Annotated in this window: 12 protein-coding genes; 6 read left to right on the top strand and 6 right to left on the bottom strand. The window is 70.1% G+C overall.

Annotated elements, in window-relative coordinates; translation table 11 throughout:
• Positions 1-67 precede the first annotated feature (67 nt).
• A complete protein-coding gene (locus OHA25_RS58440; protein WP_327585375.1) occupies positions 68-1,453 on the top strand; it encodes a sensor histidine kinase in 1,386 nt (461 codons plus the stop codon).
• Between the two features lie 22 nt (positions 1,454-1,475).
• Positions 1,476-2,135, top strand: coding sequence for a response regulator (locus OHA25_RS58435; RefSeq protein WP_305919273.1), 660 nt, complete (start codon positions 1,476-1,478; stop codon positions 2,133-2,135).
• Positions 2,136-2,137: 2 nt separating this feature from the next.
• Here OHA25_RS58435 and rhaS read toward each other — a convergent pair whose 3' ends face one another.
• The 5 genes from rhaS to OHA25_RS58410 all read right to left on the bottom strand — a co-directional run bounded on the left by rhaS (position 2,138) and on the right by OHA25_RS58410 (position 7,911).
• Entirely contained in the window at positions 2,138-3,202 is a 1,065-nt protein-coding gene (rhaS, locus tag OHA25_RS58430; RefSeq protein WP_305919272.1) for a rhamnose ABC transporter substrate-binding protein, read from the bottom strand.
• Between the two features lie 11 nt (positions 3,203-3,213).
• Positions 3,214-4,266 carry an ABC transporter permease gene (locus OHA25_RS58425; RefSeq protein WP_327585374.1) on the bottom strand — a complete coding sequence of 351 codons (1,053 nt, stop codon included), beginning with the start codon at positions 4,264-4,266 and terminating at the stop codon, positions 3,214-3,216.
• Positions 4,256-5,296: an ABC transporter permease gene (locus OHA25_RS58420; protein ID WP_327585373.1), complete on the bottom strand. Its 1,041-nt coding sequence runs from the start codon at positions 5,294-5,296 to the stop codon at positions 4,256-4,258. Before OHA25_RS58420 ends, OHA25_RS58425 begins: the two co-directional genes overlap by 11 nt.
• A complete protein-coding gene (locus OHA25_RS58415; RefSeq protein WP_327585372.1) occupies positions 5,293-6,807 on the bottom strand; it encodes a sugar ABC transporter ATP-binding protein in 1,515 nt (504 codons plus the stop codon). The genes OHA25_RS58420 and OHA25_RS58415 overlap by 4 nt, the downstream gene beginning before the upstream one ends.
• Positions 6,808-6,933: 126 nt before the next feature.
• Positions 6,934-7,911, bottom strand: a complete 978-nt coding sequence (locus OHA25_RS58410; protein ID WP_327585371.1) for an AraC family transcriptional regulator — start codon at positions 7,909-7,911, stop codon at positions 6,934-6,936.
• Positions 7,912-8,000: 89 nt separating this feature from the next.
• Here OHA25_RS58410 and OHA25_RS58405 point away from each other — a divergent pair, with 89 nt between their 5' ends.
• Positions 8,001-9,668, top strand: coding sequence for an alcohol dehydrogenase catalytic domain-containing protein (locus OHA25_RS58405; protein WP_327585370.1), 1,668 nt, complete (start codon positions 8,001-8,003; stop codon positions 9,666-9,668).
• Positions 9,669-9,755: 87 nt separating this feature from the next.
• Here the strand turns inward: OHA25_RS58405 and OHA25_RS58400 are convergent, their stop codons facing one another.
• Positions 9,756-10,985, bottom strand: a complete 1,230-nt coding sequence (locus OHA25_RS58400) for a mandelate racemase/muconate lactonizing enzyme family protein (RefSeq protein ID WP_327585369.1) — start codon at positions 10,983-10,985, stop codon at positions 9,756-9,758.
• Between the two features lie 123 nt (positions 10,986-11,108).
• Between OHA25_RS58400 and OHA25_RS58395 the strand changes: the two genes are divergently transcribed.
• From OHA25_RS58395 to OHA25_RS58385, 3 genes are read left to right on the top strand one after another with little or no spacing between them, the layout of a single operon-like run.
• Positions 11,109-12,458, top strand: a complete 1,350-nt coding sequence (locus tag OHA25_RS58395) for an ABC transporter substrate-binding protein (protein ID WP_327585368.1) — start codon at positions 11,109-11,111, stop codon at positions 12,456-12,458.
• Between the two features lie 6 nt (positions 12,459-12,464).
• A complete protein-coding gene (locus OHA25_RS58390; RefSeq protein ID WP_127933608.1) occupies positions 12,465-13,328 on the top strand; it encodes a carbohydrate ABC transporter permease in 864 nt (287 codons plus the stop codon).
• A complete protein-coding gene (locus OHA25_RS58385) occupies positions 13,325-14,146 on the top strand; it encodes a carbohydrate ABC transporter permease (RefSeq protein ID WP_327585367.1) in 822 nt (273 codons plus the stop codon). Before OHA25_RS58390 ends, OHA25_RS58385 begins: the two co-directional genes overlap by 4 nt.
• Positions 14,147-14,157: the final 11 nt, after the last annotated feature.

The raw sequence follows: 14,157 nt of genomic DNA, 5'->3' as shown, positions 1-14,157 counted from the left end.
CGGCAGCTACGGGGGTCCCTCGTGTGAGGGATGCCAGGACGCGGCGCAGGCCGTGACAATGGCTTCCGTGGAGCGCGCGCGAGACCGGGGCTGGACCTGGCGGGGACACCGGGATCAGGTGGCCGTCGGAGTGCTGCTTGCGCTGCTGGTGCTGCTCGCCCTGGCCGAGTCGATCAGAGGAGGCAGCGACACGCAGCCGGTCATGGGACATACGGTGAGCGCGCCGGCCGGCGATCCGGCCGCCCGCACCGGTGGCCCACCCCCTACCGGCGCCACCGACGCGGGGGCCGTGGACGCGCCGGCGAACGGCGCTTTCCCGCCGTCCACGGGCACCCGGGACGGGTTGCCGCAGGGTGCGCCACTCGCCATCGTGGTCTTCCCGTTGCTCGCCCTGGCCACGACCCTTCCGCTGCTCCTGCTCTGGGGACAGCCGCTCCTGGCCGCGGTCCTGATCTGTGCGGCGAGTGTGTTGTCGATCGCAGGTTTCCACACGCTGACCGTGGCCGGTGTGATCGCACAGCTGGTCGCCGCTTACCGGTGTGGCCTTCACGCGTCGCCGGCCCCGGCCGTGCTCGTCACCGTGCCGTTCCCGGTGCTGGCTGTGGCGCTGGAGGCGACCGGCGCGACGGGCGGCGGCCTGGTACCGGTTCTCACGCTGGTGGTGGCCTGCCTGGTCCCCGCCGCGGCGCTGGGCGGGATCGCGCGGCGAGCTGGTCGCAAGGCCATGGCTGACACCGTCGTGAGGCAGGTTGTCGCGGACAGCCTGCTGGAGCACACCGCCCGTGGCGAGCGCGCGCGGATTGCCCGTGAGCTGCACGATGTCGTCGCGCACCACATCTCCATGGTGGCCGTGCAGGCGGAGACCGCCCGGCTGGCGGTTCCCGGGATGCCTGCCGCCGGAGCGGAGCGGTTGCTGGCGATCGGTGACACCGCCAGGGCGGCGCTGACCGAGATGCGGCGGCTGCTCGGTGTGCTGCGCGAGGACGCGCAGGCGGAGGCGACCTGGCGGCCGCAGCCAGGCCTGCGCCTGCACGAGCTCAACGAGTTGCTCGACGAGTCACGCGAGGCGTCGGGTGCCGGGACCCGGCTGATACTCCGCGGTGCGCCGGTCGAGCTCGACCCGGGGGTGGAGCTGGCGGCGTACCGGATCATCCAGGAGGCGCTGACCAACGCGCGGCGGCACGCGCCCGGTGCGGCCGTGGACGTGGAGTTGCACTACGCTGACGACGCCCTGCGGGTGACGGTCCGCGACAACGGGCCAGGACCGTCCGGCGGGAACCAGGCCGGCCATGGCCTGGCGGGTATGAGGGAGCGTGCCGTGGCCGTGGGTGGCGAGTTGCGGACCGGGCCCGCGCCCGGCGGCGGCTTCCTCGTCGAGGCACGCCTGCCCGGAAAAGACGCCGACGACGCGTCCATGACCGGCAACGCCCCCGTGACGGGCAACGCCCCGTGACAGGAAAGGACGCCAGCGACTCATGATCCGTGTGGTCATCGCCGACGATCACCTGGTCGTCCGGACCGGGTTCGCCGAGCTGCTCGACACCCAGCCGGACTTCGAGGTCGCCGGCACCGCCGCCGACGGGGCAGAGGCGGTGCGGATCTGCCGCGAGCTGGCCCCCGACGTCGTGCTCATGGACGTGCGCATGCCGGGCATGGGCGGGATCGAGGCCACCAGGCAGCTCGCCGGAGCCGGCGCGGACGGGCCGCGGGTGCTCATCCTGACGACGTTCGACCTGGACGAGTACGTCTACGACGCGTTGCGCGCCGGTGCCAGCGGCTTCCTGCTCAAGGACGTCACCGCCGAGCGGCTCTTCGACGCCGTACGCGTGATCGCCGCCGGCGAGGCGCTGCTGGCGCCGGCGGTCACCAAGCGGCTGATCAGCGAGTTCGCCCGCCTCGGCCCGAGATCGCAGGCGCCCGCGCTGTCGACGCTGACGCCGCGCGAGACGCAGGTGCTCCGGTTGGTCGCCGAGGGGCTGTCCAATCCGGAGATCGCGGTCCGGCTGGTGGTCACGGAGGAGACGGTCAAGACCCACGTCAGCCGGGTCCTGAACAAGCTCGGGCTGCGCGACAGGACGCAGGCCGTCGTCACCGCGTACGAGACGGGCCTGGTCGTGCCGCGCAGCCGGTCATGAACTCAGAAGTCGAAGTCGTCGATGTTGTCCTTGTTGAACACGGTCGGCTTGCCGAGCAGCACCTCGCCCTTGGCCCCGATCGTGTACTCGCCGAGCTTGCCCGCCTTGAACTTCTCGCCCTCGGCGCCGGTGATCTGCCCGGAGGCCAGGGCGGCGCCCGCGTACGAGGCCAGGTAGCCCAGGTCGGCCGGGTTCCACAGCTCGAACCCGTCGATCGTGCCGTCCTTGACGAACTTGCGCAGCTGGTTGGGCGTGCCGAGCCCGGTCAGCTTGACCTTGCCCTTGTACGGCGAGTCCGACAGGTAACGGGCGGCCGCGGCGATGCCCACGGTCGTGGGGGAGATGATGCCCGCCAGGTCCGGGTACGAGCGCAGCAGACCCTGGGTCTCGGTGAAGGACTTCTGGTCGTCGTCGTTGCCGTAGGCGACCTTGACCAGCTCCATGTCCTTGTACTCGGGCTTCTTGAGCTCGTCCTTCATGAACTCGATCCAGGTGTTCTGGTTGGTCGCGTTCGGCGTGGCGGACAGGATGGCGATCTTGCCCTTGTGGCCGATCTGCTCGGCCAGGAGCTGCACCTCCGTACGGCCGAGGTCCTCGGGGCTGGCCTGGTTGACGAACACGTCCCGGCCCTCGGGGGCGGTGTCGGAGTCGTAGCTGACGACCTTGATGCCGGCGGCCCTGGCCTGCTTGAGCGCGGGCACGACGGCGTTGGGGTCGTTGGCGGAGATGACGATGGCGTCCTGCTTCTGCTGGATCAGCGTGTTGATGTAGGACACCTGCGAGGAGGCGCTGGCCTCGGACGGGCCGACCTCCTTGCCCTCGCCGCCGAACTCCTTGGCGGCCTCGACGCCACCGTTGTCGGCGATCGTGAAGTACGGGTTGTTCACCTGCTTCGGCAGGAAGGCGATCTTCAGTCCCTGCTTGAGCGGGGCGTTCGGGTTGGCCGCGGCTGACGACGCAGCGGTGGCCGGGGCGGAGGACTGCTGCTGTTGCACGTCGGTCCTGGTGGTGCCGCCGCACGCGGCCGTCATCAGGACGAGCCCGGCCAGGAGTGCTGTATGACGCATTCCCATTTTCTTCATGGGGACTTCCCTTCCATTTGTGGTGATGTGCGCCGTCGCCAGACCGCCCCCAAGTTAGGCGCCAGCACGGACGCGACGAGGAGCAGGCCCGTCACGAAATTGAGCACCTCGTTGGCCACGTCCGCCAGGATCAGCGCGTTGCGGACGACGCCGAGGAGCAGGACCGCCATGAGGACGCCGGGCAGTGAGCCGCGGCCGCCGAAGATCGACACTCCACCCAGCAGCACGGCGGCCACGACGGCCAGTTCCAGACCGACGCCGTTGTCGGCACGCGCGCTGGCGTACCGGAACGTGTAGACCAGCGAGGCGAGCGAGGCCATGACCCCGGAGGCCACGAACAACCAGAACTTGATGCGCTTGACCCGAATGCCGGAGAAGTACGCCGCCTCCTCGTTCGAGCCGAGCGCGAAGATCGACCGGCCGAGGCCCGTCGCGTGCAGCACCACGGCGGCCACCGCCGCCAGCAGCGCCACCAGCACCGTCATCAGCGGGATCGGGCCGATCGAGGCCGTCGCCAGGCTCGTGTAGGCCGGCGGCAGGTCGGCCACCGCCTGGTCGCCCAGCATCACGTACGCCAGACCCCGGAACAGGGCGAATGTCCCGATCGTCACCGCCAGGGAGGGGAGACCGAGGCGGGTGACCAGCAGGCCGTTGAACGCGCCGCACAGGGCGCCGACCAGCAGGCAGATCGGCATGATCGCCTCGATCGGCAGCCCGGAGTTCCACAGCCAGCCGAGCACGGCGCAGGACAGGCCGAGCGTGGAGGCCACGGACAGGTCGATCTCGGCGGCCACGATGACCAGAGTCATGGTCAGGGCCATGAGGGCGATCTCAGTAGTGTCGAGCAGCAGGAACGAGACGTTGGAGCCGTTGGCGAACCCGTCCACGCCCAGCGACGCCCAGACGACGACGCCGACGAGCAAGGCGAGGATCAGCGTCTCCCACCGGCGGAACAGATCAGTGGTCGCCGACTGGCGGAGCCGGTCAGTGGTCGCCGACTGGCGGAGCCGGTCAGTGGTCGCCGACTGGCGGAGCCGGTCAGTGGTCATCGTGGAACCTCCGGCGGCGGAGTGCGGCGGCCACCCGCAGGGCGAGCAGCCGGTCGAGGACGATGGCGGCGATCAGCAGGGCGCCGTTGATGGCGGTCTGGGCGAGTGCGTCCACCCGGAGCACGGCCAACGCGCTCGTGATGCTCGCCAGCAGCAACGCCCCCAGGGCGGCCCCGTAGACCGTGCCGCTGCCGCCGAAGATCGCCACGCCGCCCACCACGACGGCGGCGATCACGTCGAGCTCCTTGCCGGTGGCCACGGTGGCGTCCACGGTGCCGAAGCGGGCCGCCCACATGACGCCGGCGAGCCCTGCCAGCGCGCCGTTGGCGACGAACGCCGCCATGATCCGCCGCTGTACCCGGATCCCGGCCAGCACCGCGGCCTCGGGGTTGGAGCCGATGGCGTACAGCTCGCGGCCGGAGCGCAGGTTGCGCAGCATCCAGCCGACGACCAGCAGGACGACCAGGGCGACCAGGGCGAGCAGCGGCATTCCGAGCACCGAGCGCGAGCCCAGGGACAGGAAGCCGTCGGGCATGTCGGCCGCGTTGACCTGCCGGCCGCCCGCCCAGGCGTAGTCGATGCCGCGGAAGGCGTACAGGGTGCCGAGCGTGGCTACCAGGGCGGGCACCTTGGCCACCCCGACGAGCAGCCCGTTGATCGCCCCGCAGGCCGCGCCGAGCACCACGCAGCCGACGATCACGACGGGGATCGGCACGCCGGGGTTGTCGGCGAGGACGAGCGCGCCCCCGAACGCCGACAGCCCGACCACCGAGCTGACCGACAGGTCCACGTTCCGGGTGATCACGACGAGTGTCTGGCCGACGGCGAGCATGGCCACGATGGCGGAATTGAGCAGGATGTCGCGCAGGCTGCCGTAGGTCAGGAAGCTCGGGTTCACCGCCCCCGTGACGCCGAACAGGGCGGCGAGCGCGACCAGGATGCCCAGCTCCCGCACCCGCGCGACCATGTCGACGAGCCGTCGGCCGCCGTTGCGCGTGGCGCTCGCGGGCCGGGTCGCGGTGGCGGTCATCCGACATCCCTCCTTTCAGTGGTGGTCCTTCCGGTCGCGGCGGCCATCACGTTCTCCTCGGTGGCCTGCGCGCGGTCGATCTCGGCGACCAGCCGTCCTTCGTGCATGACGAGCACGCGGTCCGCCATGCCCAGCACCTCGGGCAGCTCGGACGAGATCATCAGCACCGCCACCCCGGTCCCGGCCAGCTCCGACAGCAGCCGGTGCACCTCGGCCTTCGTGCCCACGTCGATGCCCCGGGTCGGCTCGTCCACGATGATCACCGACGGCTTGCGGGCCAGCCACTTGGCCAGCACGACCTTCTGCTGGTTGCCGCCGGACAGCACGTTCACCGGGTCCGTCAGCTGAGCGAACTTCAGTTGCAGGCGTACCGCCCAGTCCTTGGCCCGCTGCCGCTCGGCGAGGCGCGAGATCAGCGGCCCGCGGTGCAGGGCGGCCAGCCCGGCCAGGCCGATGTTGCGCTCGATCGACAGGTCCATGACGAGCCCCTGCTGGCGCCGGTCCTCGGGGACCAGGGCCAGCCCGGCGGCCATCGCCGCCGTGGGGCTGGCGGGCCGCAGCCGCTTGCCGTCCACCTCGACGCTGCCGGCGTCCCACCGGTCGATGCCGAACACGGCCCTGGCGACCTCGCTGCGCCCGGCCCCCACGAGCCCGGCCAGCGCGACGATCTCGCCGCGCCGCACCTCGAACGACACGTCGGTGAAGACACCCTCGCGGGTGAGCCTGCGCACGCTCAGCGCCACCGCGCCGACGGTCGTCTCCTGCTTGGGGAACAGGGCCTCCAGCTCCCTGCCCACCATGCGGCGCACCAGGTCGTCGGGCGTGATGTCGGCGATCAGGTCACTGGCGACGAAACCGCCGTCCCGCAGGGTCGTGACCCGCTGGCACAGCTCGAACATCTCCTCCAGCCGGTGCGAGATGAACAGCAGCGCGCACCCCTGCTCGCGCAGCGCCTTGGCGACGCCGAACAGCCGGGCGACCTCCTTGCCGGACAGCGCGGCGGTCGGCTCGTCCATGATGAGCACCCTGGCCTGCCGCGACAGCGCCTTGGCGATCTCCACGAGCTGCTGGTCGGCGATCGACAGACCGCGGGCCGGCTGGTCGGGGTCGAGCTGCACGCCCAGCCTGGTGAACAACGCGGCGGCGCTCGCGCGCATGGCCCGCCGGTCGATGCCGAGGCGGCCACGGGGCTGGCGCCCCATGAAGATGTTCTCGGTGACCGACAGGTCGGGGAACAGGGTCGGCTCCTGGTAGATCACCGCGACCCCGGCCTGCTGCGCGTCGGCGGGACCGGCGAACTCCACCGGCGCGCCGTCCAGCAGGATCTCTCCGGAGTCAGGCCGGTGCACGCCCGAAAGGATCTTCACGAGCGTGGATTTGCCCGCGCCGTTCTCACCGGCGAGGGCATGGACCTCACCCGCATACAGTTCTAGAGAAACCTCGCGTACGGCCCGCACCGCGCCGAACGCCTTGCTGACCCGTGAGAGGGACAGCACGGGAGTATCTGGCATGCCACACCCTGGCAAAATCGTTTTAATCGGTGGATGGAAAGTAAGCCAGTAACCAGGGGCGCGTCAATGCCCTGTTAAGGGCAGCTTTCCAGAAAGTTGCGATGTGTCCGGGCGTTAGGCTGATTGTTACGTTTTAACAACAGCTCTGGTGGGAACCGTGTCAGCCGCCGGCGCCGAGCAGGGGTTGCGGCGGTATCTACCGGGCGCCAGGCCGTACTGCCGCTTGAACGCGTTGGCGAACGCGAACTCCGAGCCGTAGCCCGCACGGACCGCGATCTCGCTCAGCGGCGCGTCCGACTCCCGCAGCAGCCGGCCTGCGCTCGACAGGCGCCACCACGTCAGGTACGCCAGCGGTGGCTGCCCCACCAGGGCGGTGAACCGGCGCGCGAACGCCGCCCGCGACGACCTCGCACGCCCGGCCAGCTCCGCCACCGTCCACGGATGCGCCGGATCGCGGTGCATGGCGTCGAGTGCGGCGCTGATGCCCGGATCGGCCAGCGCCTGCGCCCAGCCCGAGACCGCGCAGTGCCCGTGCTCGGCGTCGAACCAGGCCCGCAGCATGAACAGCAGCAGCATGTCCAACAGCGACGAGACCACCGTGTCGGCGCCCAGCCGAGGGCGCTGGATCTCCGCGCCCAGCAACTCCACGGCTGCCCGCAGCTCCGGGTTGCCGCCGAGCCTGGCCGGCAGGTGGATCAGCGCCGGCAGGTCGTGCAAGATCGGATGGGTTCGGGTGGGGTCGAGCCGGTATCCGCCGCAAAGGAGGACCGTCACGGCGCCCGGGCCGCCGCCGGCCGACGCGGACGAGAACAAGTCGAGGTCCTCCGTCAGCGGGTCGCATTGCGGCTCGGCCACCGGCGTGGACGGGCTGTCGGCCATGGCGTAGCTGCCGCCGTGCGGGAAGAACACCACGTCCCCGACGGACAGCGCGATCGGCTCCTCGCCAGGAGGGAGCAGCCAGCCCGACCCCTGCAGGACCACCTGGAACCCGGCCGACCCGGGGACGTCGGGGAAGCGCTGGCCCCAGGGCGCGCGCCATTCGACGCGGGCCGAGCGGGGCCGTCCGGCGCGCATGACGGCGATCACGTCGCTAAGTACGTCCATAGCGCGACTCTAGCGTCTGAGACGATGACGTATGAATCTCAGATAACAACGCATTGGGCATCTCTCCCGACATCTCTACGGTTGTGCCCATGAAGCGAGTCCTGGTGACCGGCGCGACCGGAACCGTCGGCCGGCACGTCATGGCGTTGTTGAAGGAAGCCGGGGCCGAGCCCCTGGCACTGAGCAGGAGCACGGGTGATCTGACCGATCCGGCCACGATGCCGCTCGACGGGGTGGAGGCGGTGTTCCTGCTGTGGCCGTTCGCCACGGCCGAGGGGGCGCGGGCGGTGGTCGAGGCCGTCGCCGGGCGGGCCCTGCGTGTCGTTTACCTCTCGTCGGTGGCGCGGCGTGATCAGGAACGCGAGGTCGAGCGGCTGATCGAAGAGTCGGGGACGGAGTGGACGTTCCTGCGCCCGCACGCCTTCGCGGCCAACGCCTTGCGGTGGGCCAGGCAGGTGCGGGCGGGAGCGGTGCGCGGCGCGTACGGGCAGGCCGCCGGCCCCGTGGTGCACGAGCGGGACATCGCGGCCGTGGCCGTGCGGGCGTTGCTGGACGAGGGGCACCACGGCGCGGCGTACGAGCTGACGGGCCCCGAAGTGATCACGCAGGCCGACCAGGTGCGGATCATCTCCGAGGTCACCGGGATACCCGCCCGCTGGGAGGAGATCCCGCTGGACCGCGCCCGCGCGGACCTCCTGGCCAGGGGCTGGCCACCTGAGGCGGTGGAAGGCGTCCTCCAGGCCCAGGCCGAGGGCAGCCGGGTGCAGGCATCGGTCACCTCGACGGTCGAGGAGGTCACGAAGAGCCCCGCGAGCACCTTCCGGCAATGGGTGGTGGAGCACGCCGGCGCGTTCCGGACCCCTCCGAAGGCGGCGCCCACGATGCGGGCAGCACGTATCCACCGGTTCGGTGACGCCTCGGTGATCCGCCAGGACGAGGTTCCCACGCCCCGTCCGGGACCCGGGGAGGTGCTCGTCGAGGTGGCGGCCACCTCGTTCAACCCGTCGGAGGTCGGCCTGCGCTCCGGGCTGCTCCCCGAGGTGTTCCAGGCGACCCTGCCGCACACGCTCGGCTGGGACGTCTCCGGCACGGTCGTCGAGACCGGCGCGGGCGTCACCACCCTGGCACCGGGGGATCGAGTCTTCGGCATGGTGAGCGGCGCCGCGGCCGAGTACGTCGCCGCGCCCGCGGACGTCCTGGTCAAAAGGCCGGAGAGCATTCCGCTCGCGGCCGCGGCCGCCATCCCCGTGGCCGGGCTCACCGCCTGGCAGGCGATCTTCGAGCACGCCCGCATCACGCCGGGGCAGCGCGTGCTGATCAACGGCGCGGGCGGCGGCGTCGGCCGGTTCGCCGTGCCGTTGGCCAAGCTGGCAGGCGCGCACGTGACCGCCACGGCCGGACCGCGCAGCGCCGATGCGGTGAGACGGATCGGTGCCGACGAAGTCGTCGACTACACCGAGGCTCCGCTGCCCGGCGGCATGGACGTGCTGCTGAACCTGATCCCGATCCCCGAGGACGCGGCCAAAGCCCTGGCCGGGCTGGGCCGGATGATCGTCACCATCGCCACCCCCATCGAGGGCGGCACACATTTCGTGACGCGTTACGACCCCGGGCAACTGGCTGCGATGGCGGCCCTGATCGACGAGGGACGGCTCGCGGTGGAGGTCGCGGAGTCACACGCCCTGTCCGAGCTGCCCGAGATCCACCGCAGGGCGGAATCGGGCGACACGCACGGAAAAATCACGCTCTATCCCTAAGTGGTCTGCGGCGGAAATGCCGTGACCACATGCCTGAGCGCCCCGTCGTCACCTGAACAGCCTTCCGAGGGGCCAGGCGAGCGCTGGTTATCGGGCCAGCGGGAGGGGATGGGTGGCGCCGGTTACGCGGCGGCGTACAGTGGCGCTCTGGTCGAGATCGGGGCGGAGCCGGACTCCGTGGCCGGGGGCCGTGCCCGGGCTCAGCCGACCGGCGGAGATGTCCGGCAGGCCGGTGACAAGCTGCGGATACCAGCTGGAGTAGTAGGCCCTGGTGGTCTCCTGGATGAACACGTGCGGCAGATGGACGGCCAGGTGCGCGGAGGCGCCCAGCACCACGGGCCCGCTGCAGTCGTGCAGCGCGAGGGGCACTTCGGCCGCGAGCGTGTGCTCGGCCAGAGCCAGGACTTCGCTGATCCCGCCACACCAGCCGAGGTCGGCGATGAGGACGTCCACCCCGCGCCGATCGAGCAGAGGGGCCACGGCCGTGCGGCCACCCAGCGTCTCACCGGCGGCGATCGGAACCGGGCTGGTCGCTCGCAGTTCGCCGAGCTCTGCGTAGCGATCCGGCCGTATCGGGTCCTCGACCCATAGGGGATCGAACTCCGCGAGCGCCGCCAGAATGACCCGCGCCACGGAAGGCTCCCACAAGCCGTGCAGCTCCACGAGGAGGCGCATGCGATCGCCGACGGCGTCGCGCACCTTGCGCAAGGGGCCGAGTCCGGCATCGAGGTCGGCCCGGCTGATCTCGCGTCCCGCCGAACGTTCCGCGTAGACGTCGAAGGGCCAGATCTTCATGGCCGACACCCCCTCGGACAGGAGATCCTCGGCCAGTCGGTCGGCGTGGTGGAGGAAACCGTAGAGGTCCTCGTAGCGTCCTTCGCCGGCCACCCCCCAGTTGGCCGACTTCTGGCCGCTGGGGTGGCGCATGTAGTGCGGGCCCGCGCAGGTGTTGTAGATCTGCACGTCGCTCCTGACCCGGCCGCCGAGCAGTTCGGCCAGCGGCAGGCCGGCCTCCTGGCCCATCGCGTCCCACAGTGCCAGGTCAATGGCCGACAGCGCGCGGACCTCGGCGCCGCTGCCCAGGTAGCCGACATAGCCCTCCAGCTCCGTCAGCAGCGCCCGCAGCTCGTCCGCGTCCCGCGGCATGGCGCGCCCGACCAGGGCGGGCGCCAGAGCCTCGTGGAGGTGCGCCTCGGCCGCTGAGGCCCCGTAGTAGGTCTCGCCCAGCCCGACGATGCCCGACTCGAGGTGCACCTGAACCAGCAGCAGGTTGGGCAGTTCCTCGACGACGAGTGTCTCGATGCCTTCGATGCTCATGCATGTCTTCTTATCGGCCAGACTGGTCTGACCGCAACTCCGGGATGATGGTCGGTATGGTTGACGAAACCTCCCGTTTACCTAGATGGTGGTCTGACCGGTAAGCCCGCAAAGGAGTCTGCGATGACGTTGACGACACGTACGATCGCCGGCCTGGCCCTCATAGCCGCCACCGTGACGGCCTGCGCCCCTGGTGCCGCACCCACCGAAGCCCCCGACGCGGGCAAGGCCGTGTCCAGTGCGCTACCGACCGAGCCGGTCACGTTGACACTGAGCCACTTCGAGGAAGGCGGCCAGGGAAAGGCGATCGAGCAGCTGGCCGCCAAGTATCAGCAGCTTCACCCCAACATCACGATCAAACCGACGTACACGGCCTTCGCCGACTACGGCAAGAACATCAAGCTGCAGATGTCCTCGGAATCGGCGCCCGACATCGCCCAGGCCGGCCAGGCGCAGACGATGCAGGGCCCGCTGGTCCAGGCGGGCCTGCTCCGGCCGCTGGATGAGTACGCCAAGCTGTACGGCTGGAGCGAGCGGTTCAAGCCTGGCCTGCTCGACCAGGCCCGGTTCTCCAAGGACGGCAAGACCTTCGGCACCGGCGAGCTGTACGGCATAGCCTTGGGCGGCAACCTGGTCGGCATCTACTACAACCGGGACAAGCTCGCCAAGCTCGGCATCACCACCCCCTTCAAGGATCTGGCCGCCTTCCAGGACGCGCTGGCCAAGGCCAAGGCGGCGGGCGAGACGCCGATCCAGCTCGGCAACCTGGAGGCCTGGCCGGGCAATCACGTGCTGTCCGACCTGATCGCTCAGTACGAGCCGCACGAGAACGGGCTCAACTGGGTCTACGGCCGCAAGGGCGCCACCTTCGACAGTCCCGGTGTGCAGCAGGCCACCAAGACCCTCGCGGAATGGGCCAAGGCCGGCTACATCGACTCCTCCGCCAACGGCACCTCCGACAGCGACGGCGTCGGCAAGTTCATCAAGGGCAAGGGCGTCTTCATGGTCTCCGGCAGCTGGAACAGGTCGCGTATCGACGAGAACATGGACGGCAAGGCAGGATTCACCGCGATGCCGCCGGTCAAGGCCGGTGACCCGGTCCGCGCGACGGGCGCGACCACCTCGCCGTTCAGCATCTCCGCCAAGACCAAATACCCCGACGTCGCCGCCAACTTCATCGACTTCATGACCCGGCCGGAGAACGCGGCCACGCTCTTCCAGGGCGGTTACCTGCCCGTCGCCGAGCGTGACGCGGGCGAGCCCAAGGCGGGCAGTGCGCAGGAGGGTTTGGTGGAGACCTGGCAGCAGGTTCTCGCCGACGACGGGCTGGCGCTCTACCTCGACTGGGCGACCCCGTCGATGGGCGACACCCTCTTCCCCGCGGTCCAGCAGCTGATCGCCGGTAAGACGACGCCGGACAAGCTCATCTCCACGGTTCAGGAGAACTGGGCCGACGAACGCGGCAACGGCTAGGGCGATATGAGGGCCAACTCCAGAGTCGCCTACCTGTACATCCTGCCCGGTTTCCTGGTCTTCGCGCTGTTCGTTCTGGTGCCGCTGGGGCACACCGCCTGGCTGTCGCTGTACGACTGGGACGGCATCACCCTCGGCACCTGGACCGGGCTGGACAACTACACCGAGCAGCTGGCCGATCCCGACGTCCGCACCGCTTTCAGCCACTCGATGGTGTTTCTGTTCTTCTTCGCCGCGCTGCCCGTCGGCCTGGGACTGGTGCTGGCCTCGGTACTGTCGCGGTTCCGGCTGCGCGGGCTGGGCTTCTTCCGCACCGTGATCTTCCTGCCCCAGGTGGTGACCGCGGTGGTGGTCGGCATCGCGTGGCGGTGGATGTACGCCGACGAGGGGACCATCAACCAGCTGCTGTCCGCGGTCGGCCTGGACGGGCTGGCCCGCGCCTGGCTGGGCGACTTCACCTGGGCGCTGCCCGCGCTCGGGCTGGTCGGCACCTGGGTGATGTCCGGGCTGTGCATGGTGTTGTTCCTGGCCGGCATCAGCAAGATTGACGCCAGTCTGTACGAGGCGGCCCGCGTCGACGGAGCCGGACCGGTCAGGGAGTTCTTCGCGGTGACCTTGCCAGGACTCAAGCAGGAGATGGCCGTGGGGCTCACGCTCACCACGATCGCCGCGCTGCGCTCCTTCGACCTGGTCTACGTCACCACCGGTGGCGGCCCGGGCAACGCCACCAACGTCCCCGGCTTCGAGATCTACAAGCTGGCCTTCCGCCAGGGGGCCGTGGGCGAAGCGTGTGCGGTCGCCGTGATGCTCACCGTGCTCATCTTCACCGTGGTCCTGTTGATCACCCGGTTGCTGCGGGAGAAGCTGTGAACGCCCGTTTCGAACGGCTCGGCGCCTACGCCTTCCTGTGCCTGTTCGCCCTTGCCGTATTGCTCCCCCTGTTCAGCATCCTCTCGGTCGCCCTGCAGCCCCAGGGGGCGCCGGTCACCGGCCTGAGCTGGCCAGACGATCCGCAGTGGGGCAACTTCGCGCGGGCGTGGACCACCGGCTCCTTCGGCGACCTCATCACCTCGAGCGTGATCGTCGCGGTGGTGGTGGTCCCGGTCGCGACGGTGCTGTCGATCATGACCGGGTACGCCTTCGGCACCATGCGGTTCCGCGGCAGCACCCCGCTGTTCTACGTGATGCTGATCGGCATCGTCATGCCGTACGAGGCCACCGTCGTGCCGCTCTACTACGACCTGCGCCAGTTCGGTCTCACCGACAACTACCTGGGCCTGATGCTGCCCGAGATAGGGTTGTCGGTGTCGTTCGGCACGTTCTGGATGCGGGCCTTCTTCCTTTCCACGCCCCGCGCCCTGATCGAGGCGGCCCGCATGGACGGCGCCAACTCCTTCACGGTCCTGTTCCGTATCTTGCTGCCTGTCGCCCGGCCCGCCGTCACCACGCTCATGGTCCTGTTCTTCGTCTGGAGCTGGAACGAGTTCCTGCTGTCGCTGGTGCTGCTGCAGGATCCGGCCGTCCGTACCGCACCCGCCGGCCTCGGCCTGTTCGTCGGCCAGCGCACCACCGACGTCGCCGGCCTGTCGGCCGGGGCCCTCATCGTCACCGTCCCCGTCGTCCTCGTCTACCTTTTCCTGCAACGCCATGTGATCCGCGGCATGCTGCAGGGCGCCGTCAAGGGCTGACCCTTAGAAGG

It is taken from the genome of Nonomuraea sp. NBC_00507, assembly GCF_036013525.1.
Taxonomy (GTDB): Bacteria; Actinomycetota; Actinomycetes; order Streptosporangiales; family Streptosporangiaceae; genus Nonomuraea.
Note: the sequence above shows the minus strand (reverse complement) of the source record. Positions and strands in the feature narration are given on the sequence as shown.

What these genes read in the sequence shown, in the direction of transcription:
- OHA25_RS58400 (WP_327585369.1), bottom strand. Translation starts at nt 10,985, where the DNA reads ATGAGCATCGAAGGCATCGAGACACTCGTCGTCGAGGAACTGCCCAAC.
- rhaS (WP_305919272.1), bottom strand. Translation starts at nt 3,202, where the DNA reads ATGCGTCATACAGCACTCCTGGCCGGGCTCGTCCTGATGACGGCCGCG.
- OHA25_RS58410 (WP_327585371.1), bottom strand. Translation starts at nt 7,911, where the DNA reads ATGGACGTACTTAGCGACGTGATCGCCGTCATGCGCGCCGGACGGCCC.
- OHA25_RS58415 (WP_327585372.1), bottom strand. Translation starts at nt 6,807, where the DNA reads ATGCCAGATACTCCCGTGCTGTCCCTCTCACGGGTCAGCAAGGCGTTC.
- OHA25_RS58420 (WP_327585373.1), bottom strand. Translation starts at nt 5,296, where the DNA reads ATGACCGCCACCGCGACCCGGCCCGCGAGCGCCACGCGCAACGGCGGC.
- OHA25_RS58405 (WP_327585370.1), top strand. Translation starts at nt 8,001, where the DNA reads ATGAAGCGAGTCCTGGTGACCGGCGCGACCGGAACCGTCGGCCGGCAC.
- OHA25_RS58435 (WP_305919273.1), top strand. Translation starts at nt 1,476, where the DNA reads ATGATCCGTGTGGTCATCGCCGACGATCACCTGGTCGTCCGGACCGGG.
- OHA25_RS58395 (WP_327585368.1), top strand. Translation starts at nt 11,109, where the DNA reads ATGACGTTGACGACACGTACGATCGCCGGCCTGGCCCTCATAGCCGCC.
- OHA25_RS58425 (WP_327585374.1), bottom strand. Translation starts at nt 4,266, where the DNA reads ATGACCACTGACCGGCTCCGCCAGTCGGCGACCACTGACCGGCTCCGC.
- OHA25_RS58390 (WP_127933608.1), top strand. Translation starts at nt 12,465, where the DNA reads ATGAGGGCCAACTCCAGAGTCGCCTACCTGTACATCCTGCCCGGTTTC.